The organism is Romboutsia hominis (genome assembly GCF_900002575.1).
In the GTDB taxonomy this organism is placed as follows: domain Bacteria; phylum Bacillota; class Clostridia; order Peptostreptococcales; family Peptostreptococcaceae; genus Romboutsia_C; species Romboutsia_C hominis.
On sequence record NZ_LN650648.1, the window covers coordinates 2324633 to 2351418 of the forward strand.

18 protein-coding genes are annotated in these 26786 nt (G+C 28.8%); 2 read left to right on the top strand and 16 right to left on the bottom strand.

Annotated elements, in window-relative coordinates; translation table 11 throughout:
• Positions 1 to 2: 2 nt before the first annotated feature.
• The gene (gene lgt / locus FRIFI_RS11385) at positions 3 to 767 is read right to left on the bottom strand and encodes a prolipoprotein diacylglyceryl transferase (protein ID WP_278336173.1); all 765 of its coding nucleotides are present in this window, start codon (positions 765 to 767) and stop codon (positions 3 to 5) included.
• A 205-nt stretch (positions 768 to 972) separates the two neighbouring features.
• Here lgt and FRIFI_RS11390 point away from each other — a divergent pair, with 205 nt between their 5' ends.
• Positions 973 to 1614 (top strand): GntR family transcriptional regulator, encoded by a 642-nt coding sequence (locus FRIFI_RS11390; protein ID WP_166505905.1) that lies wholly within the window; start codon positions 973 to 975, stop codon positions 1612 to 1614.
• Positions 1615 to 1666: 52 nt separating this feature from the next.
• Here the strand turns inward: FRIFI_RS11390 and FRIFI_RS11395 are convergent, their stop codons facing one another.
• The 4 genes from FRIFI_RS11395 to FRIFI_RS11410 all read right to left on the bottom strand — a co-directional run bounded on the left by FRIFI_RS11395 (position 1667) and on the right by FRIFI_RS11410 (position 7096).
• The gene (locus FRIFI_RS11395; RefSeq protein ID WP_240275604.1) at positions 1667 to 3232 is read right to left on the bottom strand and encodes a BCCT family transporter; all 1566 of its coding nucleotides are present in this window, start codon (positions 3230 to 3232) and stop codon (positions 1667 to 1669) included.
• 236 nt (positions 3233 to 3468) lie between these two features.
• On the bottom strand, positions 3469 to 4761 hold the full coding sequence (gene yfmH, locus FRIFI_RS11400) for an EF-P 5-aminopentanol modification-associated protein YfmH (protein ID WP_166505906.1): 1293 nt from the start codon (positions 4759 to 4761) through the stop codon (positions 3469 to 3471).
• Positions 4762 to 4774: 13 nt separating this feature from the next.
• Positions 4775 to 6040 (bottom strand): EF-P 5-aminopentanol modification-associated protein YfmF, encoded by a 1266-nt coding sequence (gene yfmF / locus FRIFI_RS11405; protein WP_166505907.1) that lies wholly within the window; start codon positions 6038 to 6040, stop codon positions 4775 to 4777.
• Between the two features lie 9 nt (positions 6041 to 6049).
• The gene (locus tag FRIFI_RS11410; RefSeq protein ID WP_166505908.1) at positions 6050 to 7096 is read right to left on the bottom strand and encodes a CbiX/SirB N-terminal domain-containing protein; all 1047 of its coding nucleotides are present in this window, start codon (positions 7094 to 7096) and stop codon (positions 6050 to 6052) included.
• A gap of 269 nt (positions 7097 to 7365) precedes the next feature.
• Between FRIFI_RS11410 and ychF the strand changes: the two genes are divergently transcribed.
• The gene (ychF, locus tag FRIFI_RS11415) at positions 7366 to 8463 is read left to right on the top strand and encodes a redox-regulated ATPase YchF (RefSeq protein WP_166505909.1); all 1098 of its coding nucleotides are present in this window, start codon (positions 7366 to 7368) and stop codon (positions 8461 to 8463) included.
• Positions 8464 to 8745: 282 nt separating this feature from the next.
• Here the strand turns inward: ychF and FRIFI_RS11420 are convergent, their stop codons facing one another.
• The 11 genes from FRIFI_RS11420 to nifJ form a co-directional block, all read right to left on the bottom strand.
• On the bottom strand, positions 8746 to 10179 hold the full coding sequence (locus tag FRIFI_RS11420; RefSeq protein ID WP_166505910.1) for a carbon starvation CstA family protein: 1434 nt from the start codon (positions 10177 to 10179) through the stop codon (positions 8746 to 8748).
• A 131-nt stretch (positions 10180 to 10310) separates the two neighbouring features.
• The gene (locus tag FRIFI_RS11425) at positions 10311 to 11054 is read right to left on the bottom strand and encodes a LytR/AlgR family response regulator transcription factor (RefSeq protein WP_166505911.1); all 744 of its coding nucleotides are present in this window, start codon (positions 11052 to 11054) and stop codon (positions 10311 to 10313) included.
• Between the two features lie 14 nt (positions 11055 to 11068).
• Complete coding sequence (locus tag FRIFI_RS11430) at positions 11069 to 12724, bottom strand: LytS/YhcK type 5TM receptor domain-containing protein (protein ID WP_166505912.1); 1656 nt, start codon at positions 12722 to 12724, stop codon at positions 11069 to 11071.
• Positions 12725 to 12801: 77 nt separating this feature from the next.
• Positions 12802 to 14304 (bottom strand): UDP-N-acetylmuramoyl-L-alanyl-D-glutamate--2,6-diaminopimelate ligase, encoded by a 1503-nt coding sequence (locus FRIFI_RS11435; protein WP_166505913.1) that lies wholly within the window; start codon positions 14302 to 14304, stop codon positions 12802 to 12804.
• 227 nt (positions 14305 to 14531) lie between these two features.
• Positions 14532 to 15236, bottom strand: a complete 705-nt coding sequence (gene cuyB, locus FRIFI_RS11440) for a cysteate racemase (protein ID WP_176579615.1) — start codon at positions 15234 to 15236, stop codon at positions 14532 to 14534.
• Positions 15237 to 15251: 15 nt separating this feature from the next.
• The gene (locus FRIFI_RS11445) at positions 15252 to 16466 is read right to left on the bottom strand and encodes a carboxylate--amine ligase (RefSeq protein WP_092924108.1); all 1215 of its coding nucleotides are present in this window, start codon (positions 16464 to 16466) and stop codon (positions 15252 to 15254) included.
• Between the two features lie 248 nt (positions 16467 to 16714).
• Positions 16715 to 18769, bottom strand: coding sequence for a glucose-specific PTS transporter subunit IIBC (gene ptsG, locus FRIFI_RS11450; protein ID WP_166505914.1), 2055 nt, complete (start codon positions 18767 to 18769; stop codon positions 16715 to 16717).
• Between the two features lie 268 nt (positions 18770 to 19037).
• Complete coding sequence (gene licT / locus FRIFI_RS11455; protein WP_166505915.1) at positions 19038 to 19877, bottom strand: BglG family transcription antiterminator LicT; 840 nt, start codon at positions 19875 to 19877, stop codon at positions 19038 to 19040.
• A 291-nt stretch (positions 19878 to 20168) separates the two neighbouring features.
• Positions 20169 to 22130 carry a fructose-1,6-bisphosphatase gene (locus FRIFI_RS11460; RefSeq protein ID WP_092924100.1) on the bottom strand — a complete coding sequence of 654 codons (1962 nt, stop codon included), beginning with the start codon at positions 22128 to 22130 and terminating at the stop codon, positions 20169 to 20171.
• A gap of 102 nt (positions 22131 to 22232) precedes the next feature.
• Positions 22233 to 22568: a hypothetical protein gene (locus FRIFI_RS11465; protein ID WP_092924097.1), complete on the bottom strand. Its 336-nt coding sequence runs from the start codon at positions 22566 to 22568 to the stop codon at positions 22233 to 22235.
• A gap of 365 nt (positions 22569 to 22933) precedes the next feature.
• The gene (gene nifJ, locus FRIFI_RS11470; protein WP_092924094.1) at positions 22934 to 26476 is read right to left on the bottom strand and encodes a pyruvate:ferredoxin (flavodoxin) oxidoreductase; all 3543 of its coding nucleotides are present in this window, start codon (positions 26474 to 26476) and stop codon (positions 22934 to 22936) included.
• Positions 26477 to 26786: the final 310 nt, after the last annotated feature.

Here is a 26786-nt window from a genome sequence, read left to right on the forward strand (position 1 = left end):
CTTTATTCTTCTGTGTTTTCTTTTTTTGATTTTTTTGATAAGTATATATGACAAATAATACCACCTATAATTCCTATTAAACTAATAGCTTGGGCCATTCTTATAGGCCCTAGCATTAAACTATCCGTTCTAAGACCTTCTATAAAGAATCTTCCTGTTGAATATAATATAATATAATATACTATTATTTGCCCTTCATATTTCTTTTTCTTTCTAAATAACCATAGGAATATAAATATACCTAAATCCCAAATAGATTCATATAAAAATGTTGGATGAACCTTTACACCATCTACCATTATGCCCCAAGGTAGCGTTGTTGGTCCTCCATGAGCTTCTCCATTTATAAAATTGCCCCATCTACCTATAGATTGAGCTAAAGGCATACCTATTATAACTGTATCTGCCATTTTTAAGAAATTTATTTTTCTTATTTTTGTAAATATGTACCCAGCTAATACTCCACCTATTAAGGCTCCATGTATAGCCATTCCTCCACCTCTAAAGTTTAGTATTTGAGAAGGATATTGAGAATAATATTCCCAATTAAATATTACATAATACAACCTTGCACATAATAAACCTGTTGGTATAGCAACTATGGCTAAATCTAGTACATCATCTTCTTTAATTCCAACTCTTTTAGCTTCCCTTAAAGCTATTATAGTTCCTAAAATCATTCCTGTAGCCATTAGTATCCCATACCACATAACATCTATCCCAAATATGTTAAATGCTACTCTGTCCATATTTTTCACCTCTTGAATTTGTTTTTTATTTAATTGTAAATATAAAACTTGTATAAATTATTAATTTCTCTGTAATATTTTAATAATATTAATATATCTTATATATGCTAATTATTCAATGTTAATAGTATTATATTTAATATTTAGCTAATTTTATTTATATAGACATATTAGTTACTTGGAAGTAAAATATTATAGATAAGTATATACTTGAGGTGAAGATATGGAAAAAAAATATTCAATGCCTATATATCATAAAATCGCTCTAGATATAGCTAATAAAATTCACCTTGGAGAAATTAAAGAAGGCAGTTTACTAAAGGGAAGATCTTCTCTTGCTGCTACCTATAATGTTTCTCCTGAGACAATTAGAAGAGCTATGAAAATACTAGAAGATTTAGGCGTAGTTTCTAGCGTTAAAGGAAAAGGTATTTTAGTTTTATCATCGGATAAAGCACTTTCTTTTCTAAATAAGAACCAAAATATTACAAATGTATCATCATACAAATCTAATTTAAATAAACTTTTAGCATCAAAAGCTCAGTTAGAAAATGAAATACTTGATAATATAAATAAAATAATAGACTACTCTAGTAGGCTAGCCAATATAAACCCTTTAGTTCCTTTTGAATTTGAGATAACTAAAGAATGTAGAGTTATAGGTATGACTTCTGGAGAAACTAAGTTTTGGCAGCATACTGGCGCTACAATAGTTGGTGTTAAAAGGAATGGAGAGCTTATGATTTCACCTGGACCCTACATAGAATTTATGGAAAATGATATATTATTAGTTGTTGGGGATAGCAGTATCCACCATTCAGTTCCTTCATTTTTATATGAGGATAACACTAAAAATGATGTTTAAGCACAAATAAAAGCAGATTATGTCCTGTGATAATCTGCTTTTATTATATAAATTAATTGTTTATTTTTTCTATATTGTATTTTGCTGACTTTCTATCTTTATATAAGCTTGATTTTTTGCTTACTACATATATATTTTCTTGTTTAACTTCTTCCCTAAGAGCCTTAATAATAGATACAATGCTTAATAAAACTATTATAGTGAATGGAAATGCTGATACTATAGACACCATTTGTAGTGTATCTAGTCCTCCTGAAAGTAAAAGTGCTATTGCAAGAAGAGCTTGTATTAATCCCCATGCTATCTTTTTACTTCCTTTAGGATTTAAATCTCCATTTGATGTAAACATTCCTAATACATATGTTGCTGAATCTGCTGATGATATAAAGAATGTACATAAAAGTACCATAGCTACTATTGATAGCATTCCTCCAAATTGATATTGAGAAAATACTTCAAATAAGGCTAATTCCGTGACCTTTGTTGCACCTTGTACAAACACTGGGCCTAAGTGTATACCTAAGGTTCCAAACACTGTAAACCATACTATACAAACTAGGGCTGGTGCTAAAGTTACACCTACGATAAATTCTCTTATTGTTCTACCTTTTGATATTCTTGCTATGAATACCCCAACAAATGGTATCCAAGCTATCCATAGCGCCCAGTAAAATACTCTCCACTGACCTATCCATTCTTTGCTTGGATCCATGTATATACTTTGAGATATAAACTCTGTTAAGTATGCTTGTGTTCCATTTCGAAGATTATCTATCATCTCTAATTTAGGTCCTATTATTATTGCTCCAACTAATATAAATACTGCTAAACTTAAGTTTACATTAGATAATATCTTTATTCCTTTATCAAGCCCACTAGTTGAACTTAATATATATAAAACAGTTGCTATAGCTATTATTATTATTTGTAACTTTAAAGTGTTTTCTATGTTAAATACATATTCAAGTCCACCTGCTATTTGCATAGTTCCCATACCTAAAGATGTTGCTATACCTGTTACTGTTGTAAATACTGCTAGTATATCTATTGTTTTTCCTATTGGACCTCTTACTCCATCTTCTCCAAGTATAGGTAAGAATATGCTACTTATAAGCCCTGGTGAATCTTTTCTAAATTGGAAGTATGCAAGTGCTAGTCCCATTATAGAATATGCTGCCCATGGATGAAGTCCCCAGTGTATATAAGACTGTTGCATTGCAAATGTTACTGCCTCGTTAGAAGCAGGTGTAGCCCCTATTGGTGCTATAAAATGTTTCATTGGTTCTATTGTACCGAAAAATATTAATCCTATTCCCATTCCTGCTCCAAATAGCATAGAGAACCAAGATAGTTTACTAAACTCTGGTTTATCATTATCTTTACCAAGTTTTATATCTCCGTATTTGCTGCAAACTAAAAATATTGCAAAACCTACTAATATTAACATGGTTATTATGTAAACCCAACTGAAATTTTGTATTATGACATTAAACATGTTGTTAGATATTTCTTTGAATTTATCTGGAAATGCTATACCAGAAAAGACTACTGATATTGACAGTATCAACGATAATAAAAATACATAATTCGTTTTATTTTTGTTGTATATGTTGTTCAAATTAATTCCCCCTAATTCTTCATTTATTTAGGTGACTTAATCAAAAGTTTTTATAACCTACAACTTCATTATATTGCCAAGTTGTATCTTATGTCAACAAAAGACCTCTGTTTTCTCTTAATTTATACAATTTAAATACATTGAAATTCCAGTACTTGTATTCATTTATAATTTTTTTATTTTTCTATTGACTTTTCACTATAAAAAATAGCTAACTCTCATGAGTTAGCTATTTTTTATTTTCCACTTGGTTCAACTATAGATATTACACAATATTCTTCTTTTAAGTGACTGTGTAATCTTTTTTCTACTTCACTAAATTCTATTGATTTTAGTACATCTAGATAGTCTAGTAAATTTATATCCTTAAATTTATAAGATATAAAGTTATTAGCTATAAAGTTTACAGAGTCAAAGTATTTTAAAAAGTTTCCTATTTTCTTTTTCTTTATTCTTTCAAACTCTTTTTCATCTAAGCCTTCTTTTTTATATTTTTCTACATATTCTAATATTTTATTCTTTACTTCTCTTGGATTATTCGAATCTCCACCTATTATTGTAAATGCATAGTCGATTTGAGATGAGAACCCTGCTCCAAAGTTTTCATTTATTAATCCACTCATATATAAATCTTCATATAGTCTGCTACCTTTTTTAAATATTATATCTATTAATATTTCAGTAACTATTTCTTTTTTAAGTAGTTCATTTCCTTTTATACCTACATTATCATCCTTAAATGCTATATTAAACATTGGCATAGATATAGGGAACTTCGCAACTACTTCCTTTTGATTTACTTCTTTAGGTTCATTTGGATAAAATTTTTCTATTTTATGAGATAACTTGTCTACATCGTAGTTATTAGATTTTTTAACAACATCCATAACCTTATCTACCTCTAAGTCACCAACAACAAATAGTGCCATATTTCCTGGGTTATAAAAAGTATTATAGCATTTGTATAATTCTTCTTTTGTTATTTTATATATACTATCAACAGTACCTGCAATGTCTACTCTTACTGGATAATTAACATATAATGCTTTAAGACAGTTAAAGTATACATTCCAATCTGGATCATCATTATACATTTTAATTTCTTGTTCTATTATTCCCTTTTCTTTCTCTACATTTTCATCTGTAAAATAAGGAGTTTGTACATAGTCTATTAAATGTTCTAAGCTCTCATAGAAATTTTCAGTACATGAGAATAAATATGCTGTCATAGTAAAGTTAGTAAATGCATTTGCACTTGCTCCCCACTTAGAAAACTTATCAAAAGCATTTCCACCATCTGGTTGTTCAAACATTTTGTGTTCTAAAAAATGTGCTATTCCTTCATTTACTCTTATTTTTTCATTTTCTCCAATAGGTACAAATTCTAGTTCATTAGAACCATAGTTTGTAGCTAACACTGCATATTTTTTAGTAAATCCTTTTTTAGGCATAAAGTAAACATCTAGTCCATTTTCTAACTTTTCATAGTACATTTCTTCATTTAGTATATCATTAACTATTTTGTCCATATCTATCACCTCACTAATTTCTTAAGAAATATATAGTATCAAGTTCTATATTTTCAAATGCTTTAACTATATCTTCAATTTCTACGCTTGCAACTTTATTTATTATTTCTTCTACTGTAGAATTTGTTTTACTCATTCCCTGTGCAAAATAAAAATCAGACATTCCTCCTATGCTATCTCCTAATGATTTCATAGAATTTATTAAAGCACTTTTACTGTTTTCTATTTCTTCTTTAGAAATTTCTCCTTTTTTAACACTCTCTAATTGCTTACCTACTAATTCCACTGTTTTTTCATAGTTTTGAGATTCTATTCCAGAAGATACAAATAATATTGATTTATATTTTTCAACTGATGAATATATATAGTAACATAAGCTTTCTTTCTCTCTTATATTTACAAACATCTTAGAATGTGGTCCACCACCTAATACATTAGAACCAACTATTAATGGATAGTATTTGCTTTCGTCTATATAGTCTATATTTGCTCTATATCCCATTACTAATTTACCTTGAGTTATATCCATTTTTTCTTCAATAGTTTTTACTTTTTCTACTTTCTTTTCATAAGTAGCTCTTGGTATATCTATTATTTCATCTCTTTCAAAAGTAAAGTTTTTAGTTATTGTTTCTTTTACTTCTTCTTCATCAAAATCTCCTTCTACAACTATGTCTATTGGAGATGTTTTTATTATTTTCTTGTAATGTTCGTATAAGTCTTTTTCGTTTATTTTTTCTAAATCTTCTTCGTATCCATATTCACTTATACTATATCTTTCATCTTTACACATTTCCTCAAAACATCTTTCAAGTGCATATCTACCTTTATCATTGATTTTTGCTTGTATTCTATCTTTTAAGTTTCTTTTTTCTATATCTACGTAATCTTTTTTAAATCCATTATCTATTACTAAAGGTTTATTTAATACTTCATTAAAAAACTCAATTACATCTTTAAATATCTTTTCATCTAAATATTTTTGATTAGTACTTATTATTTTAAAACTTATTACTTGACGTTCTCCTCTTTTAGATACATCTCCCATAACAGATGAACCATATAAATCATCTAACTTATGTGATATTTCTCTTGAACTTTGATATTTCTCGCATCCACTAGTTATTATAGCAGGTAATAATGCATTTTTTGTTACTTCTTCTCTGTCTAATAGTCTTTGTATATATATACTAACTAAATTAGACTTAAACTTACTTGCAGGTATTAATGTTAAATTAATATTTTGACCTAAGCTTATTTTTTTTACGTCTTTTTCCATCTTATCCTCCTACGTATTCATTAATGATATTCTTGTAAAAAGTTCATCAACTATAGAATCTATCTTTTTTTCAGGGTCTATATAGTAAAATTTAGTATTTCCCATATCAAGATTTTTAAGTATACTATCTACTAAATACCTTGTGTATATACTATCTATTGCGCATGTAGGAAAAACAACATACAATGTGTTTATTCCATATTCTAACAATTCTTCCCCATCTTTTATTATATCGTCTTTATTATTTTCTAAAAGAGGCATTTTTATTTGAATTCTATCATCTTTATCTTCATATTCTATATATGTTTTTATTTTTTCTCTAAATAATATATCTTGTTCTAAATTGTTTTTATCCTCAAATCCTATTAATAGTACTCCAGCATCATCATCTATTTCATTTATTTTTCTTATTACTTCATTTTTATAAACCATAGCTAAATTATTCGATTTATAAAGTGGTTCTAATATTTCTACATTAAATAAATCATGATGAACTAGTGTTAATTTTTCATATCTTTCTTTAAATATTTTGTAGTCTTTTCCTTCTGTCATAAACAAAGGACATACTATTATTTTTTTATACCTACTTTCTACTATATTTTCTATACTTTTTTCAAAATATGGTTTTGAGTACATATACGTATTTACTACCTCATATCCTTCTCCTAAATGAAGTTTTAACTTTTCTTCGATTTCTTTTGTCTTCCTTTTAAAATCGCTATCTCCTAAGTCTGTGTAATAAGATTTATATTTATATAAATCACTTATACCCGTTATAAATGATTTATACCCATTTTCATAATATATTTGAGTAGTTCTTTCTCTTATATTATAATTTCTATCTTCACCCTCAGATACTAATAACACTAAAGTTTCTTCTTTTTCACCTATAGGTTGTACTTCTTTTATGTTTACACTTTCTTTAATAAAAAAAATAAATGGGTTTAATACTATAAAGGAAATAAAAAAAGCATAAGGTAGATTTTTATATTCTTTATATATTATTATCTGTCTATAAAATATTATGGCACTTATAATTATAAATATATTTTCCATGTAGCCTTTTAGTATTAAACTTAATCCTATGGTTATAAATAAGGTAATCAAAATTAACATACTATCAACTCCAAAAGTGGTTTTTGATGTACATGCCTAGTTTACATCTGTTATATATATGATGTATAATTAATATGTATGTCTAAAATAACAAAGTCTAACTTAATAACCCATAATATGACTTTGTTAAAATAGTATAATAAATTCAATAATCTGATATTTACAACATGCAGGTTGTTTAAATTATCATAAAAGAGAGGACGATGAATATGAAATTAGGTATAGTTGGTTTACCAAATGTTGGTAAAAGTACACTATTTAACGCAATAACTCAAGCAGGTGCAGAATCTGCAAACTACCCTTTCTGTACAATAGAGCCAAATGTTGGTGTTGTGGCTGTTCCAGATGAAAGATTAGATAAATTAAAAGAGTTATATGATTCTAAAAAAATAGTTCCTACTGCAATAGAATTCTGTGATATAGCAGGTCTTGTTAGAGGAGCTTCTAAAGGTGAAGGACTTGGAAATAAATTTTTATCTCATATAAGAGAAGTTGATGCTATAGTTCACGTTGTTAGATGTTTTGAAGATCCTAACGTTGTTCACGTTGATGGAAGCGTTGATCCACTTAGAGATATAGAAACTATAAACTTAGAGTTAATATTCTCTGATATAGAAATATTAGATAGAAGAATACAAAAAACTCAAAAAGCTGCTAAAGCAGATAAGTCTTTAGTTTCTGAATTAGAGTTTTTAAATGCTATAAAAGCAACTTTAGAAGATGGTAAGTGTGTTAGAACTATGGATTTCACTGAAGATGAGCAAACTTTTGTTAACTCATTAAACTTACTTACTTCAAAGCCAGTAATATACGCTACAAACGTAAGTGAAGATGATTTAGCTGATGAAGCTGCAAACAATCCATACGTAAATCAAGTTAGAGAATTTGCTGCTACTGAAAATGCTGAAGTTGTTGTTGTTTGTGCTCAAATAGAAGCAGAAATATCTGAACTTGACACTGATGAAGAAAAGAAAGAATTCTTAGAAACTTTAGGTTTAGAACAATCTGGTCTAGATAAATTAATAAAATCTTCTTATGCTTTACTTGGACTTGTTTCTTACTTAACTGCTGGTCCTCAAGAAGTTAGAGCTTGGACTATAAAAGTTGGTACTAAAGCACCTCAAGCTGGTGGAAAGATACACTCTGATATAGAAAGAGGATTCATACGTGCAGAAACTATAGCATTTGAAGATCTAGCTCAAGTTGGAACTATGACTGCTGCTAAAGAAAAAGGATTAGTTAGACTTGAAGGTAAAGATTATGTAGTTAAAGATGGAGATGTTATATTATTTAGATTTAACGTATAATAAATAATTTTAAGTATCTATAAATTTTTATATTTATAGATACTTTTTTACTTAATAATTGATTATAATCTATAGATTAAAATGACAATAACATATTTGGTAAAAGTAAAAAAGAATTTTAGGGTAATAGATAAAATCGTTGACGACATAAGCTAAGCGAATTTTTTATTGCCAGTAACTTTCTAAGCAAAATAATTAATTTACTTTAATTAAATAGGTAAATCAAGTAATCTAAAATATAAAAAAGAGCTACCAATTAAGGTAACTCTTTTTTATATTTTATTAAGCATTTTTCTTTATATCCATATTAGCAAATTTTTGTTTATTTACTAAGAATAATCCAAATAATACTAATGCAACTACTACTCCTACTCCATTTGATAATGTAGCATTTAATCTAAATCCTTCTGGAGCTTGTAATATATATGACATACATACTGATGTCATAAATGTTGCTGGTACTAAAGTTATCCAGTAATTAACATTGTTCTTTATTAAATACACTGTAGCTGTCCATAAGAATATTGTAGCTAATGTTTGGTTAGACCAAGCAAAATATCTCCATATTATGTTAAAGTCTATTGTAGTTAAGAATATACATACTATGAATAATGGTATAGCTATCTTAAATCTACTCATAAATGTATCTTGCTTTATATTAAATGAATCTGCTATTGTAAGTCTTGCACTTCTAAATGCTGTATCTCCACTTGTTATAGGACAAGCGACAACCCCAAGTACTGCAAGTATTGAACCAACTTGACCTAATAATGACTTAGATATTAATCCAACAACTCCTGACTGACCACCAAATTCAGCTAATGCTGCTTGTAGCGATAAACTATCTCCAAAGAATGCTATTGAAACTGCACACCATACTAATGCAACTATACCTTCAACAACCATTGCTCCATAGAATACTTTTTTACTTTCTCTTTCGTTGTTTATACATCTAGCCATCATAGGTGACTGAGTCGCATGGAATCCTGATATCGCCCCACAAGCTATTGTTACGAATAAGAATGGGAATAAAGATAATCCATCTGGATGCATATTTTGTAAAGTTAATTCTGGCATTACCATAGTTCCATTCATGTTACCTATTATCATAGCTCCTGCTAATCCTATAGCCATAAATAATAAAGCTGCTCCAAATAATGGGTATATCTTACCTATAACCTTATCAACTGGTAAAACAGTCGCAGCTATATAGTATATTATTATTAGTACTATCCATACTATTTGATCTACACCTGTCATAGATTTTAAAAGACCTGCTGGTGATGTAACGAAAACTGTACCAACTAATATAAGAAGTATTACTGAGAATACTCTCATTACTGTTTTCATCTTTCCACCTAAGTATATACCAACTATTTCAGAAACTGACATACCATCATGCTTCATTGATATAACCCCTGAGAAGAAGTCGTGGACTCCTCCTGCAAATATAGTACCAAACGTTATCCATAAAAATGCTACTGGACCAAATAATGCCCCCATTATAGCACCAAATATAGGACCTGTTCCTGCTATATTTAAAAATTGTATTAAAAATACCTTGTACCAAGGCATCGGAATATAATCTATTCCATCTTGTAATCTTACTGCTGGAGTTTGATTATCATCACTTAACTTAACCATTTTGTCTACATAAGTTCCATAAGTGAAGTATCCAACTATAAGTATTGCTAAGCATACTAAAAATGTTATCATACCTTTTCTCCTTTTTAAAACTTTTATCTTTTAAGTTTTTGTATTAATTATTCCAAGGATATAATAACGTTTTTTTAACTTTTAAAGATATATTTTTACATGAAATGCATAAATAGTAACATAAAATACAATTATATATGCATAATTTTTCTAAATTCTTTTATATTACTCCTACTAACAGGTATCTCTGTATCTATATCTTTTAATTTTAACTTATATGTACTATTAAACCATGGTATTATTTCTTTTATCTTATATACATTTACAATAAAGGACCTATGTGTCTTAAAGAATATTTCTTTTCCTAGATTTTTTTCAAACTCTTTTATACATCCCTTTACTATGTATTCATTATCTTTTGTAAATACTATAGTCTCTCTTTCTCTTGCCTCACAATAATATATATCTTCTATATTAACTACTATTAACTTATCATTTTTCCATAAAGTAACACTAGATAAGTTTTTCTTATTTTCATTTGTTACTTCCTCAGAAATAGTAACACTCTCATCTAGAGTATCACTCTTTTCAAGTTTTTTTAACATAGATATAATTCTATCATCTGAGTATGGCTTTAATATATAATCAAAAGCTTCTAATTCAAATGCATCTACTGCATGTTCTTTGTAAGCTGTTATAAAAACTATTTTGGGGCTTTTTTTAAATTGTCTTACTGTTTTTGCCAGTAGCATACCATCTAGCATAGGTATATTTATATCTAAAAATATTACATCTACACTATTTTCTTGTATAAATTTTAGTACATCTACTCCATTATCAAACTCATTTATCACTTCTATATTGCTAAAATTATTTATAAAATATTTTAGTTCTTCTCTTGCTGGAAACTCATCTTCAACTATTATAGCTTTCATCTAGCATCCCCTTTCTATACTTTAAATTCTATCTTAGTTCCTGGGTTTAACCTCTTTATATCTAAGCCATGTCCATATATTAACTTAAGTCTTAAGTGAACATTATAAAGACCTATCTTATTTTCTGGCATATTATTATTATAAACTCTATTAATTATCTCTTGATCTATAGTTAATCCGTCATTTTCTACCCATATGTTAATTTTTTCTTTTTTCTTTTTAACTCCTATTACTACTACGCCATGTCCTCCATTTTTTCTTATTCCATGTATAATTGCATTTTCTACTAGAGGTTGTATTATAAGGCTTGGTATCTTCACTTGTATATCATCATCTATATCATAAATAACATTTAGTTTATCTCCAAATCGTGCTTTTTCTATTTCTACATAAGCTTTTACTTGTTCTAATTCTTTATTTATATCAATAAGATTGTCTGTAACTTCTAGATTATATCTCATATAAGTAGAAAGATTTATAATAAGCTTTCTTGCTTTATCTGGATCAATTCTTATAAAAGATGTTATAGTATTTAATGCATTAAATAAAAAGTGAGGATTTATTTGGGTTTGTAGAGCTTTTATTTCCGCTTTATTTTTAGCCTCTTTCATTTTTTCAATCTTTGATACTTCCATTAATGTAGATATCATTTGAGATAATCCTATGGCTAGCGCTTTTTTTGAATGGCTCATATCATATTGCTCTGTATAATATATCTTTAGACTTCCTATTACTTTATTGGATTCAGTTAAAGGTATTATCATGACTGTTTTTAAATTTACTTTCTCACTTACAGAATACCCTTCATTTTCTACTTTTATATTTAATATTTTATTTTTTTCCATAGATTCTTTGGTTATATCACTAAGACCTGTAGATCTATTAAATATTTCTTCTCCTATTCCTACATAGGCTAATACTTTTTCTCTATCTGTTATTGCTACTGAATCTGAGTTAATTTCATCTTTTATTATTTGACATATAATTCTTAAGGAATCTTTATTTATAGACCTAAAGTAAGGTAGTGTCTTATTTGCTATATCTAGCGCTAACTTTGATTGAAATGCTGCTACTTCATCCTTTTCTTTTTTTATAGCTTGTACAATAGATACTAAAAAACCTATACCAATTTGACCTACTATCATTGGTATATATATTTTATGTATAATATTTACTGCTACATTATGTGGCTTCGAAATCAAATATATTAACAACATAGTAAAACTTTCTGATATTACACCACATAAAATACCATATATCCATCTATATTTATCATCTATTCTTTTGTAAAAATATCCCGATATAATTCCTGCAAATATACTAGATATAAAACATGGAAAAGAGGTTATGCCATGTATATCTATTATATATCTATGAACTCCTGATATTACACCCGATACTATACCAACTAAAGGTCCAAATAATACACCTCCAGATACTATGGCTATTATTCGAGTATTTGCAAGAGAACCTTGTACACTTATTCCATTGTAAGTACCAAGTATTGCTAATAAACTAAATATAATAGATATTATCATTAAATCTTTAGCTTTATATTTTTCTTTTTGAAATATGTACTTAAACCCCTTTATCTTAGTTATCATTATAAATAAAACTATTATTAAGCTTGATTTTTCTAGTAATGATAAAAATATTTTCCCTTCATTCATGAAATTTCTCCATTTTTTTAATATTAGTATAGACACTAAAAAGAGAAGTATTAAACTTCCCTTTTTAGTCTCTTTAATTATAAGGATTCTACCATAATTTTTCTGCTTTCCATTAACTTAGCTGCTGCTTTTTTAGCTATTTCTGTTTCACTAAAAGGTACTCTTTCACCTTTTATAAGTTGATATTCTTCATGTCCTTTTCCTGCAAAGACTATCATATCTCCTTCTTTAGCTATCTCTATAGCTTTTATTATGGCCTCTTCTCTATCTGGCACTTTTATATACTCACATTTTGAACCTTCAAATGACTTAGCTATATCATTTATTACATCCATTGGATCTTCAAAATCTGGGTTATCTCCTGTTAATATACATAAGTCACATTCTCTGGATGCAACATCTCCAAGTTCTTTTCTTCTTAACTTAGTTCTTCCTCCAACTGATCCAAATAAACATATCAATCTATTGTGATCATATTTTTTAAGAGTTTGAAGTATATTTTCTAAACTAACTCCATTATGAGCATAATCTATTATTACCGTTGCATAATCAAGTACAGGAAGTACTTCAACTCTACCTTTTACTTTAGCATTTTTAAGGGCATCTAACATTAATCTTTGGTCTATCTTTAAATATCTACAAACTGATATAACTGCTAGTGCATTGTATATACTAAAAGTACCTGGCGAACATATATATGCATTAAATATATCATCTTTAGTTTCTACATCAAAGCTTGTCCCTAATGAATCTAGTTCTCTAGAATACTTTATATTTTTAGCTTTTAAATCTGCATCTTTCTCTATCCCAAAAGTTTCTATATGACAAGTTGCATGTTTTATTATGTCCTTAGCATGCTTATCATCTATATTTATTATTCCATGGTCACATAATGTAAATAATTTAGCCTTACACTCTAAGTAATGTTCAAATGTTGGATGTTCTTTTGGCCCTATGTGGTCTGGAGATAAATTCGAGAATATTCCTATATCAAAGTTTACATCTTCAACTCTATTCATCATTATTCCACCAGAAGAAACTTCCATAGATACACATTTAACACCTTCATCTAGCATAGTTCTAAATATTCGGTGTAATTCATAACTTTCAGGAGTTGTATTAACTGTTTTTTCACTCTTACCATTGTAGAAAGTTCCATTAGTTCCTATAACCCCTGTGTTTATTCCAGCTTGGTTTAATACTTCACTTATATAATTAGTTATAGTTGTCTTTCCTTTAGTTCCTGTCACACCTATTACTTTTAATTCTCTTGATGGATTACCAAAGTAATTTGATGACATATTTGATAGTGCTATCCTACTATCTTTTACAAATAGCTTTATAGCATCTTCTCCTAATTCTACATCATCTTGTAGTATAAATACTCTTGTTCCTCTTTTATATGCATCTTTAACATATTTGTGACCATCTACAGTCTCACCCTTTATCGCTACAAATATATATCCGTCTTCACATTTGGAAGAGTTGTATGCTATGTCTTTTATTTCTGTATTTTCTATTTCATTCCAAGGCTTTTGAGAGGTAAATTCTACCCCATTCATAACTTCTAATAATTTCATCTTTAGCCCTCCTAATAAGTCTTCTTATCTATGTAAGTATAGCACAATATTGAGTTTTTTGATAAAAAAAATTATTGTTATACATATAACTTTTTATACAATTTTATACCTTTTATAAGACTTTAATGATTTAAGATACTAATTTTTATTATCTTTATAAAAGCAGAGTAGTATATACCACTCTGCTTTCTTTGTTTTTAGTCTTTAAATTATATATAAAGCTTATTTTAAGCTTCCTTAACTTTTTTACCACTATTTTCTATAGACTTTCTAGCTAAAACTTCTAGCGAATCTATATAAAATTTACCATCTAAATTGTTGTCATTTTTAAGTATTGAAAGCTCTGTACATCCTAGTATAACTCCATCACAATCATTTGACTTTAGATAGTCAATAATAGCATCGAATTTATTCATATTTGCAGGCTTTCCACTTTTTATATCATTGTAGATTATACTCATTACATCACTTTGTCTATCTTCATCTAGTGTTAAATAGTCTATTTCATATTTTTCACACATATTCTGATATAACTTAGTTTTTATATTTCCAGTTGTAGCTAATATACCTAATTTTTTGTGTCCATTTTCTTTAGCATGTTTTACAGTCTCTTCTATTATATTTACAACAGGTATATTTACACTTTCTGAAATTTCTTTATAGAAATAATGTGCTGTATTACAAGTTATCACTATAAAATCTGAGCCACATGCCTCTAACCTTTTACTGTCTTTTATAAGAACATCTACTGGAGAATCTTCACTTTCTCCTATTATGTATGCGGTTCTATCAGGAGTAGTAGCTCGGTTAGTTATTATCATATCAACATGATCTTGATCAGACTTTGCATCTGTTAATCTCACTACCATGTCAAAAAAGTAAACCGTGGCCATAGGTCCTAATCCACCAATAACTCCAACTGTCTTGTTCATAATAATCTCACCAATCTATTTACAATATTTTTTGAACTTTCTCATTTGGTTTATGTTATATAATAATATATATAAACTTCTTTTAAAGTTTCCTTTTAAGTCTTTGTCATATCCAAATGAAGTTGCACTTTTTCCTTGTGCTACTAATGATTTAGCTTTATTTACTAAAGCTTGATCTTTAACATATTTATAAACTACATTCTTTGGTATAACATGCCAGAAGAATGGATCTTTTTGTATTTTTAAATCTAATTCTTTGTTATATACTCTGTCTTCTACAACATATCTAGCTATGTTGTTTCCTGAACTAGTTACATAGTAGTTACTTCTACCTTGTCTTAAGTTTATTTCAAACACTTTATAAGTGTTATCTCTACTATCAAACTTTATATCAAAGTTAGAGAATCCTGTATAATTTATATCCTCTAAAAATGCCTTAAACTTTTCCATTAAGTCTTTATCATATTCTGTTATTATAGCAGCATGATTTCCTATTCCTTTTGGAGTATGCTCTTCTAATAATACATGTCCTAAACACATCATTTTAACTTTACCATGTTGATCAGAATAGCAAGTTAAAACTCTCATATGTGAATCATCCCCTGGTATAAAGTCTTGTATTATTAAGTTTTTGTCATACTTACCAGCATATATTGAGTTCGTTATTTCTTTGAACTCTGTTTCATTTTGTGCTATATAAGCTTTTTTCATTCCTTCAAATGGGAATTGCCAATATAATACACTGTCAGAAGGTTTTATTATAACTGGATACTTAAATCCAAAGTCTTTTATTTCATCACCTTTTGAATATATGAAAGTCTTAGGATAGTCTAATCCTTTTTCTTCACACATTTTATAGAATAATTCTTTTTCTATTAACTTATCTTTTAATTCCTTGCCTATATATGGAACTATGTACTTTTCTTTAAGTATATCTCTATGGTCTATTATTAATTCTGCATATTCATCAGTACATCCCATTATTATTAGCTTTTTATTAGGTGCAGCTAATTCATCTGCAGTTTTAAGTAATACATCTATAAACTCTTTTTCTTCTGTTATTCTTTCGTCTATTCTAAAATCTATTATGTTACTATCTTTTGTCGCCCCTAATGCATATCTACCAAAAGCTATAGACTTAACTCCATAAGCTTCATGGTATGCTCTTGCTACTGAGTAGCAATTTATATCACCACCAACCAATACTGGTTGTATTATTATATTATCCACACTTTCCACCTCGTTTAAGAATTTCATTTGTAGTTAAATTCATCTTATTAATTATACTTGATTTACATTATTATGTCAAAATTCTAGTTACTTCAATCTATTTGCAAAAAATACCATACTAAATTTTATTTCAAATGTCGTTTTACTTATTTTTTTCTTAATATTGTCAAATTTAGCTTAAATATTTAAGAATATCATTTTAGTATAAAAAGCTAGTTATAAAATTTTATAACTAGCTTTTTTATTAACTATTTAACTATACTTACTCTATTTTTTTCCTTAGCTTTTATAGGACCTTCTTTTATAGATATCTTTTCATCTGGTCCTAAATTAGTAAATACTACTGGACTTATTGTTGATGTTGCATTTTTCTCGATATAATCTAAATCCATTTTTACTAGTTTATCTCCAGCTTTAACTTTTTGTCCAACTTCAACAAATACTTCAAAGCCTTTACCTTCTAATTTAACGGTTTCTATTCCTAAATGTATAAGCACTTCTCTTCCATTTTCTGATTCTATTATCACTGCATGTTTCGTTGGGAATACGACTCCTACTGTACCATTTACTGGAGAATATATTTCTCCATCATTAGATTTTATAGCAAATCCATCTCCCATTAATCTAGTTGAGAATACTTCATCTGGAACTTGTGATATATCCATTAATTCACCATTCACTAAAGATATTATTTCTTCACCTGTAGAAGTTAATTCTACTTCATCTTTAGCCTTAGGCTTATCTTCTTTTACTTCAGCCTTTTTGATTTCACCTTTTTTAGGTGCATTAACTTTTACTTTTCCAGATATTATTTCGTTTATTTCTGATTTTAATGTATCTGATTTTGGCCCAAATATAGCTTGTACATTGTTACCAACTACCATAACACCTGCAGCTCCAAGTTCTTTAAGTCTTGCTTGGTCTACTTTATTTATATCTTCAACAGCTACTCTAAGTCTTGTTATACAAGCATCTAAACTTTTTAAGTTTTCTTTGTTTCCTAATGCTTCTAGTATACCTGCTGCTAATTCACTGTTGTTTAATGTTGTATTTGTGCTGTCTTCACTCTCATCTTCTCTACCTGGAGTCTTTAAATTAAACTTAGTTATTAAGAATCTAAATCCGAAATAGTAAACTACTGCAAATACTGCACCAACTAGTATTACTAAATACCATGGCGTTCTATTTGGTAATACTCCAAATAGTAAGAAGTCAAATAACCCACCTGAGAATGTCATACCTATTTTAACATTTAGTATTTGCATTACAGCAAATGATAAACCAGCAAATAAGCAGTGTACTGCAAATAATCCTGGTGCAACGAATAAAAATGCAAACTCTAATGGTTCAGTTATACCTGTTAAGAAAGATGTAAGTGCTGCTGATGCCATTATACCTGCAACATACTTTCTCTTTTCTGGCTTAGCTGTATGAATCATTGCAAGTGCAGCTGCTGGAAGTCCAAACATCATAAATGGGAACTTACCTGTCATAAATGTACCTGCTGTAAATGCTACACCATCTTTAAGTTGAGCAAAGAATATACTTTGGTCACCCATTACTAAGTTTCCTGCTTTATCTATGTATTCACCAAATTGATACCAGAAAGGATTATAGAACACGTGATGTAATCCAAAAGGTATTAATGCTCTTTCTATTATACCAAATACAAATGCTGCTAATGTTATGTTAGCTTCTATTACTGTTCTTGAGAAGTTTAATAATGCATTTTGTATAGGTGGCCATATAAATGATAAGGCTATACCTATTAATATAGCTGATGCTGCTGTAACTATTGGAACAAATCTCTTACCTGCAAAGAATCCTAAGTATTGAGGTAATTCTATTTTATAGAACTTCTTATAAAGTCCTGCTGCAATTATACCAATTATGATACCACCAAAAACTCCTGTTTGAAGAGTTGGTATACCAACAGTTGTTGTATACATTGGGTTACCCATCATATCTGGTGTTACACCAGTCATTATACCCATAGATGTATTCATTATTAAGAAACCAACTATTGCAGCTAGTCCTGCAACACCTTCACCTTCAGTTAATCCAACTGCCACCCCAACGGCAAATAGTAAAGGTAAGTTATCAAATATTATTCCTCCAGATCTTTCCATTATATTTATTATAAGTGGAAAAGCTCCCGTTGATAAAAACGGCATTTTTTCAACTAATGCCGGGTTAGCTAATGCATTACTTACACCTAGTAATATACCTGCTGCTGGAAGTAATGCAACTGGTAGCATTAAAGCTTTCCCTACTTTTTGTAAGACACCAAATATCTTTTTCATAATACCTCTCCTTTATATTTTTAATTTTAGAAAGTTTTAACTTTCATTGATTAAATAAAAAAGACTTAAATCTATAAAAATAACTTAAAGATAAATTATTGCAAATCCAATCAATATTATTATGTATATATTGATTGTAATTATTACATAAATTTAACTTATTATTACTTTTATAAACTTAAGTCTTGCCTGCTCAACCAGTAACAATCTTATTGTTTATACTTTCTATTTAATATATATATTATTAAAGGTTTAACCTTATAATATTTTACTTTATAGCTGCTATTACTCTATTTATATGTAGTGTAAGATATAAAAGTTCATCTTCTGTAACTACATACTCATGATTATCTTCTATATATTTTTTAATCTTACAAGAACAATTATATGGTTTTTCATATTGAATTTTTATAATTTCTAAAAGTTCATTGTCATTATTTTCTACTTGTTCTTTTTTTATAAGTCGTTTTGCAAAGAATTTTAAATGAGTTACTAATCTATCATAGTTAAAATCATCTTCTTTAAATTCTACTGAATAATAATATCTTATAATATTTAGTATTTCTTTTACTATCTTAGTCATTAAAAATGATTCTTTAGTGCTTTCTTTATAATTTGCATTTATAATATGCATAGCTATAAATGCTGCTTCATCCTTTGTGAAATTTACATTAAATTCTTTGTTTATATAATCTATTGCCCACATTCCTATTTGGAATTCTTTTTTATGAATCCTTTTTATTTCATAAAGTAAATCATTTTTAATTTCTATATTTTGATTATACCTTTTAATTGCAAATGATATATGATCTGCTAATGCTACATATATATAATCATCTAGTTCTGCATTTAAATTTTGCTTTGCATATTCTATTATCTTAGAAGTTACATTAAATATATCTTCATCCACTTCAGTAACTATCCTAGTTATCTTTTTAGCTAAGTTTTCATCTTCCATAACAAATTTCTTTTCAATTTTATCTTGGTCTACTTTTTCTCCAACCTTTTTTTTAAATCCAATTCCACATCCAGTGAGTACTAGTTCTTTATTAGTTTCATCATCTACAACCAATACTACATTGTTATTGTATATTTTTTGAATTAGCATATATACTCACCTCTATTCTTTAGATCAATCATTTTTAAATAAACTTAGTTTAAATTTTAGTTGTTTTTTATATATATTTTTACCTTAATTATTTTTTAACAAAATATATGTATAAATACAAAATACCTAAATTAAGACACTAAAATAAAGTCTCAACTTAGGTATTGCCTGCTCTATCAGTAACAATCCAAAATATTGATAAGTAAATATTTGTATATTTTTATTCAAGTTTTATTTATATTATAATTTTATAATAGGTATTTAATTCTGTCAAGAATTTTAGGAAAACATTTATTTTTCTTTAATTAATCCTTTTCTATAAGCTAATAAAAGTAACTTTAAGTCTTTTACTTCTTGTTCTAATATTTTACCTGCATCAGTATCTCTTACTGTTTTACGTTTTGCTTTATGTTCTACTACTTCTGTAGTTGATAGTATATCACTTTCTTTTTTTATAGCATCTTCTGCTGATGTAAAAGGTTGGTGTGAAACTAATTGTAAACTATGAGAATTATATATTAAAGTATAACCTGCAAGTCCTGTTTTATTTTGGTATGCCCTTGAAAAGCCACCATCTATGACTAGTATTTTTCCGTTTGCCTTTATAGGACTTTCACCATTTTTACTTTCTACAGGAACATGACCATTTATAATATGGCTATCTGTTAGGTCTAAGTTAAATTCTTCAAATATCTTTTCACACATCTTTTCATCTTCTCTTAATTTGAAATATGGATTTTTATTTTCCTTGTGACTTTCTTTCTCCGCTATAAAATATCTTTCAAAAGTAGTCATGTCATCTTTACCAAATAATGATGAACACTTTCCTGTCCAAAGATACCACATCATGTCCATTCCATATTGCTTTTGAGTTGTATTTTCTTTAAAGAAATATCCTTCTCTAGATATAGCTTCCATCTTATCCATTAAAGCTTTACCCTTATATTCTTTACCTTGTATTTTCATAGACATAAAGCTCTTGTCTTCATTTAAAGGTACACATCCATGTATTAGTAAGTTAGAGTTTGCTGTTAAGTATATACTTCCTTTTGAGAATAAAAAAGAAATATGTTTTTGAAGTTTTTCGCTATTTTTAAAAGATGATACTAATTTTTCTATAACTTCATTTTCTTCTTTGCTTAACTCATATGGGTTATTTTTGTTTATAGTTGGGAAATTAGAATCCTTTAATTTATATACTTTACCCTTTAATTTAATAGTATTTTCTTCATAGTTTATATTATTAAGTAAAAGTCTATGCTGCATCTCAAACTCAGGCCTTCTATTTATAACTTCTCCTTCTAACTTAAACTGTATAATACTTATTGCCTTGTGCATTTTAGCTATTAATGATTTTTCTTTTGTTGATACATTTTGATCACTAATTTTTGGAATAAAACAATGGCAAGGGTCATCCTTATAAGTTTCCATAGCAAAAGTAGCAAGAGGAAGTAAATTTATTCCATATATATCTTCTATTATATCTAGATTTGCATATCTAGCTGATATCCTAAGAGCATTTGCTATACAAGTTTTTTCTCCACTTGCAGCACCCATCCAAAGTATATCATGATTTCCCCATTGTATATCCACTGAATGATAATCCATTAAAGTATCTATTACTACGTCTGGTCTTGGTCCTCTATCGTATATATCTCCTAATATATGAAGTCTATCTACTACTAGTTTTTGTATAACTTTAGATATAGCTATTATAAATTCTTTTGCTCTATCAGTTTCTATTATTGTATCTACAATACTTTGGTAATAACATTGTTTATGCTTTATATCTATAGATTCATGAAGTAATTCTTCTATTATATACTTAAAATCTTCTGGTAATAATTTCCTTACTTTTGATCTAGTGTATTTACTAGATGCATATTTACAAAGTTCAACTAATCTATATATATTTATTCTATAAAAATCTTCTAGATTTTCTTCTTTCTTTATTATCAAATCTAGTTTTTGCTCTGGATAGTATACTAAAGTAGCTAATGCTTTTTTCTCATTTTCTCTCATAGTATTTGAAAATAGTTCTTCTATCTTTCTTTTTATGACTCCAGAGCCATTTTTTAAAACATGAACAAAAGGCTCATATTCTCCATGTATATCTGTTATAAAGTGTTCCGTTCCTTTAGGCAAGTTAAGTATTGCCTCTAGGTTTATTATTTCAGTACTTGCTTTTGATATGCTTGGATATTGTTTTGATAGTAGTTTTAAATATTTTAACTCATTTTCTAATGGTCTCAACTTCTAATCCTCCAAACTTAAATAATTATATATTTATTGTATCACATTTATAATTAGTATACACTATTTAAGTTTATTATTATCACATAATAAGTCAAATACTTAATTAACTATCTTCATATCTCCTGTATAAATATCTATTTCATGAACTCCTATACTTTTTTTATGACTGTGTTCTTCATCATTTATAGTTATAAAAAGTTCAACCTTGTACTTGTCTCCAACTTTTTTTATATCATCTTTATTTACAGTTACAAGATCTCCATATTCTGCTTTTATTATATTCACAGCAGTTTCCTTTGATATTGGGTTAATCTCTTTATTGTAAGTTTTATCTGTAAAATAAACTCCATCTTTTTCATCTTTTTTACTCGCTATAATTATTGCTATAATTATAGCTATTATTAATAGCATTCCTATAATTATTTTCTTTTTCATTAAACTCTCACTTTCTTGAATTATTAGCTTACACATTATATCGCAAATCTTATTTATAATCTATATTTTAATATACGTATTAATTTAGTAAAGCTTAATAAAAAGATAGGACAAGCTCTCAACAAAACTTATCCTATCTTTTTATATATTTCAATCTATTTTATGGAGTATGTTCATTTACATTTACTATAGCCTAACTTTATGAATATTTTATGAATGTTTTATATTTTTATGCTTTTTTGTATTTAATAAGCTATAAATATATATTTAAACTAAAAAATTCACTTAAGTTATGTGTAATAAAACACTATTATATAAAAAAGGATGTACTCTAAAAGTACATCCTTTATATTAAACTATATTTATTAGCATTGTTCAGCTAATCTCTTATAGTTGTTGTATCTTTCATTAGCATTTTCTTCAGCCATAGTAAATAATTCATCAGCTACGTCTGGGAATTGCTTAGCTATTGCAGCGTATCTTACTTGACCCATTAAGAACTCTCTGAAGCTTTCAGTTGGCTCTTTAGAATCTAATGTGAATGGATTCTTACCTTGAGCTTTTAATGTTGGGTTGAATCTGTATAAGTGCCAGTAACCAGCTTTAACAGCTTTTTCTATGTTAGCTTGAGCTCTACCCATACCTTCTTTTATACCATGAGATATACATGGAGAGTAAGCTATTATTAATGATGGTCCATCATAAGCTTCTGCTTCTATTACAGCCTTCATTAATTGGTTCTTATCTGCACCCATACCAACTTGTGCAACATATACGTTTCCGTAACTCATTGCCATCATACCTAAGTCTTTCTTCTTAGATCTCTTACCAGCTGCAGCGAACTTAGCCATTGCAGATATTGGAGTAGATTTAGAAGCTTGACCTCCTGTATTTGAATATATTTCTGTATCAAATACTAGTACGTTTACATTTTCTCCTGAAGCAAGTACGTGGTCAAGTCCACCGTAACCGATGTCATAAGCCCATCCGTCTCCTCCAAGGATCCATTGAGATCTCTTAACTAGGTAATCTTTTCTTTCTTCTATTTCATTAACTAAAGCTTTTATTTCAGCATTTTCTATATTGTGAGCATTAGCTAATACATCTAATACTTTTTGGCTTGCTACTTTTGAAGCTTCTCCATCTTCTTTAGCATCTAACCAAGCAGTAAATGCTTCTCTAGCTGCATCACATATATCCATTGTTAATAATGTTTCCATGTTTTCAGCTATTTTATTTCTCATTTGTTTAACTGCTAACATCATTCCGTATCCGAATTCAGCATTGTCTTCGAATAATGAGTTTGCCCAAGATGGACCTTTACCTTCATGGTTAACAGTGTATGGAGTTGATGGAGCTGATCCTCCCCAGATTGATGAACATCCAGTAGCATTTGCTATCATCATTCTATCTCCGAATAATTGAGTAACTAACTTGATGTATGGAGTTTCTCCACATCCAGCACAAGCACCTGAGAATTCCATTAATGGTTGTCTGAATTGACTTCCTTTAACAGTGTTAGGAGCCATTACATCATCTTTAGGAGCAACCTTTGTAGTATCTACAGCGAATGCCCAGTTTTCTATTTCAACTTCTTGAGTATCAAGAGGTTTCATGAATAATGCTTTACCTTTAGCTGGACATATGTCAGCACAGTTTCCACATCCTGTACAGTCAAGTGGACTTACTTGCATTCTGTATTGTAATCCTTCAAATCCTTTACCAATTGCTTTTTTAGTATTGAAGTTTTCTGGAGCATTAGCCATTTCTTCTTCAGTTACTAATACTGGTCTTATACATGCATGAGGACATACATAAGCACATTGGTTACATTGTATACAGTTGTTTACATCCCACTCAGGAACATTTACTGCTACTCCACGTTTTTCGTAAGCTGCAGTACCACATGGGAATGTACCATCTTCTATTCCATCAAATGCACTTATTGGTAAACTATCACCTTCTTGAGCATTCATTGGTCTTACTATATTTTTTATGAATTCTGGTTCGTCGCAGTTTGTTGTTTCTGCACTTTCAACAGCTTGATTCCAAGCAGCTGGAACTTCTATTTTAACTAATGCATTCATACCAGCTTCAACAGCTTCAAAGTTCATGTTAACGACTTTTTCACCTTTTTTACCGTAAGCTTTCTTTATAGAATCTTTTAGGTATTGGCTAGCTTCTTCTTGAGGTATTATCTCAGCTAACTTGAAGAATGCTGATTGCATTATCATGTTTATTCTATTTCCAAGACCTATTTCTTGAGCTATCTTAGTAGCATTTACAGTGTAGAAGTTTATTTCATTTTCAGCTATGAATCTCTTCATTTTTGCTGGTAAATGAGTTTCTAACTCTTCTGGTGACCATATTGTATTTAATACGAATGTTCCACCTTTTTTAAGTCCTTTTAATAAATCATATTGGTTAACATATGATTGGTTGTGACAAGCTATGTAGTCAGCTTCATCTATTAAGTAAGTAGATCTTATTGGAGCATCTCCAAATCTTAAGTGAGACATTGTTATACCACCAGACTTCTTAGAGTCATAAGCAAAGTAAGCTTGAGCATACTTTTCAGTGTTGTCTCCTATTATTTTTATAGCTTGTTTGTTAGCCCCAACTGTACCGTCAGATCCTAATCCCCAGAACTTACATCTTATAGTTCCTGGTGTAGCTATTTTGATAGGTTCAGATGGCTCTAATGAAGTATTAGTAACGTCATCTACTATACCTACAGTGAAGTTGTTCTTAGGATTTTCAGAAGTTAAGTTATCAAATATAGTTTTTATATCTGATGGAGTAACATCTTTTGATCCTAATCCGTATCTTCCACCTATTATCATTGGAGCATTTTCAGCTCCGTAGAATGCACTACGTACGTCTAAGTATAATGGCTCTCCTATAGCACCTGGCTCTTTAGTTCTATCCATTACACATATTCTTTCAGCAGTTGCTGGTATTTTTTCTAATAAATGCTTAGTAGAGAATGGTCTGAATAAGTGAACCTTAACTAAACCGTATTTTCCACCTTGAGCATTTAAGTAATCTATTGTTTCTTCTATAGCCTCTGTAGCAGATCCCATAGCTATTAATACATACTTAGCATCTTGTGCTCCGTAGTAATCAAATAGTCCATGTTCTCTTCCAGTTAATTCGCTCATTTGCTTCATGTATTTTTCAACTATTCCAACTATGTTGTTGTAATATTTATTTGAAGCTTCTCTTGTTTGGAAGTATATATCAGGGTTTTGAGCAGTACCACGAGTAACAGGATGATTTGGAGATAAAGCTCTGTTTCTGAACTCTTCTACTGCCTCTTTGTTTATTAATTTTTCATAATCTTCAGTGTCTAATAACTCAACTTTTTGTATTTCGTGAGATGTTCTGAATCCATCGAAGAAATGTATGAAAGGTAATCTTCCTTCTATTGCAGCTAAGTGTGCAACTGGTGCTATATCAGCAACTTCTTGAACAGAACCTGATGCTAACATTACACATCCAGTTTGTCTAGCTGACATAACGTCTTGATGATCCCCAAATATAGATAATGCTTGAGCTGCTAATGCACGAGCACTTACGTGGAATACCCCTGGAAGTAATTCCCCAGCAACTTTATACATATTAGGTATCATTAATAATAAACCTTGAGATGCAGTGAAAGTTGTTGTTAATGCACCAGCTTGTAATGAACCGTGGAATGCTCCAGCAGCTCCTGCTTCTGATTGCATTTCTACAACACTTACTTTTTGTCCGAACATATTCTTTCTGCCTTGTGCCGACCATTCGTCAACTACTTCAGCCATGTTTGAAGACGGAGTTATTGGATATATAGCAGCAACATCAGTGAATGCATAAGCAACATGAGCAGCAGCTGTATTTCCGTCAACTGTTTTCATAAATTTAGCCATAATTGTATCCTCCTCGTATATTACTCTTATGTACTTATCTTTATAAGTATTTTGTATTGTAGAAACAACGTACAAGGTTATACAACATTGCACATTGCTTCCCCCCAATACTATATTATTACATAATTCTAAATATTACATAATAAACAAAATATTCTATATGTTTTGTAAAATTCCTTCATTTTGCTTAATTTGATTAAAGGAAAAATCTATATGTTTATTAAAATAATATCCATATGTTTAATTATAAGTTTCTTTTACTCTTTCATTTATACCCACGATTTTGTAGATTAAACAAGAAATTTGTATT

Bases quoted from the DNA above. Each gene is read 5' to 3' on its own strand.
- cuyB (WP_176579615.1), bottom strand. From the start codon at position 15,236: ATGAACAAGACAGTTGGAGTTATTGGTGGATTAGGACCTATGGCCACG.
- FRIFI_RS11435 (WP_166505913.1), bottom strand. From the start codon at position 14,304: ATGAAATTATTAGAAGTTATGAATGGGGTAGAATTTACCTCTCAAAAG.
- FRIFI_RS11420 (WP_166505910.1), bottom strand. From the start codon at position 10,179: ATGATAACATTTTTAGTATGCTTAGCAATACTTATAGTTGGATACTTC.
- ychF (WP_166505909.1), top strand. From the start codon at position 7,366: ATGAAATTAGGTATAGTTGGTTTACCAAATGTTGGTAAAAGTACACTA.
- yfmH (WP_166505906.1), bottom strand. From the start codon at position 4,761: ATGGACAAAATAGTTAATGATATACTAAATGAAGAAATGTACTATGAA.
- ptsG (WP_166505914.1), bottom strand. From the start codon at position 18,769: ATGAAAAAGATATTTGGTGTCTTACAAAAAGTAGGGAAAGCTTTAATG.
- FRIFI_RS11410 (WP_166505908.1), bottom strand. From the start codon at position 7,096: ATGGAAAATATATTTATAATTATAAGTGCCATAATATTTTATAGACAG.
- licT (WP_166505915.1), bottom strand. From the start codon at position 19,877: ATGCTAATTCAAAAAATATACAATAACAATGTAGTATTGGTTGTAGAT.
- FRIFI_RS11465 (WP_092924097.1), bottom strand. From the start codon at position 22,568: ATGAAAAAGAAAATAATTATAGGAATGCTATTAATAATAGCTATAATT.
- FRIFI_RS11390 (WP_166505905.1), top strand. From the start codon at position 973: ATGGAAAAAAAATATTCAATGCCTATATATCATAAAATCGCTCTAGAT.
- FRIFI_RS11430 (WP_166505912.1), bottom strand. From the start codon at position 12,724: ATGAATGAAGGGAAAATATTTTTATCATTACTAGAAAAATCAAGCTTA.
- FRIFI_RS11425 (WP_166505911.1), bottom strand. From the start codon at position 11,054: ATGAAAGCTATAATAGTTGAAGATGAGTTTCCAGCAAGAGAAGAACTA.
- nifJ (WP_092924094.1), bottom strand. From the start codon at position 26,476: ATGGCTAAATTTATGAAAACAGTTGACGGAAATACAGCTGCTGCTCAT.
- yfmF (WP_166505907.1), bottom strand. From the start codon at position 6,040: ATGGAAAAAGACGTAAAAAAAATAAGCTTAGGTCAAAATATTAATTTA.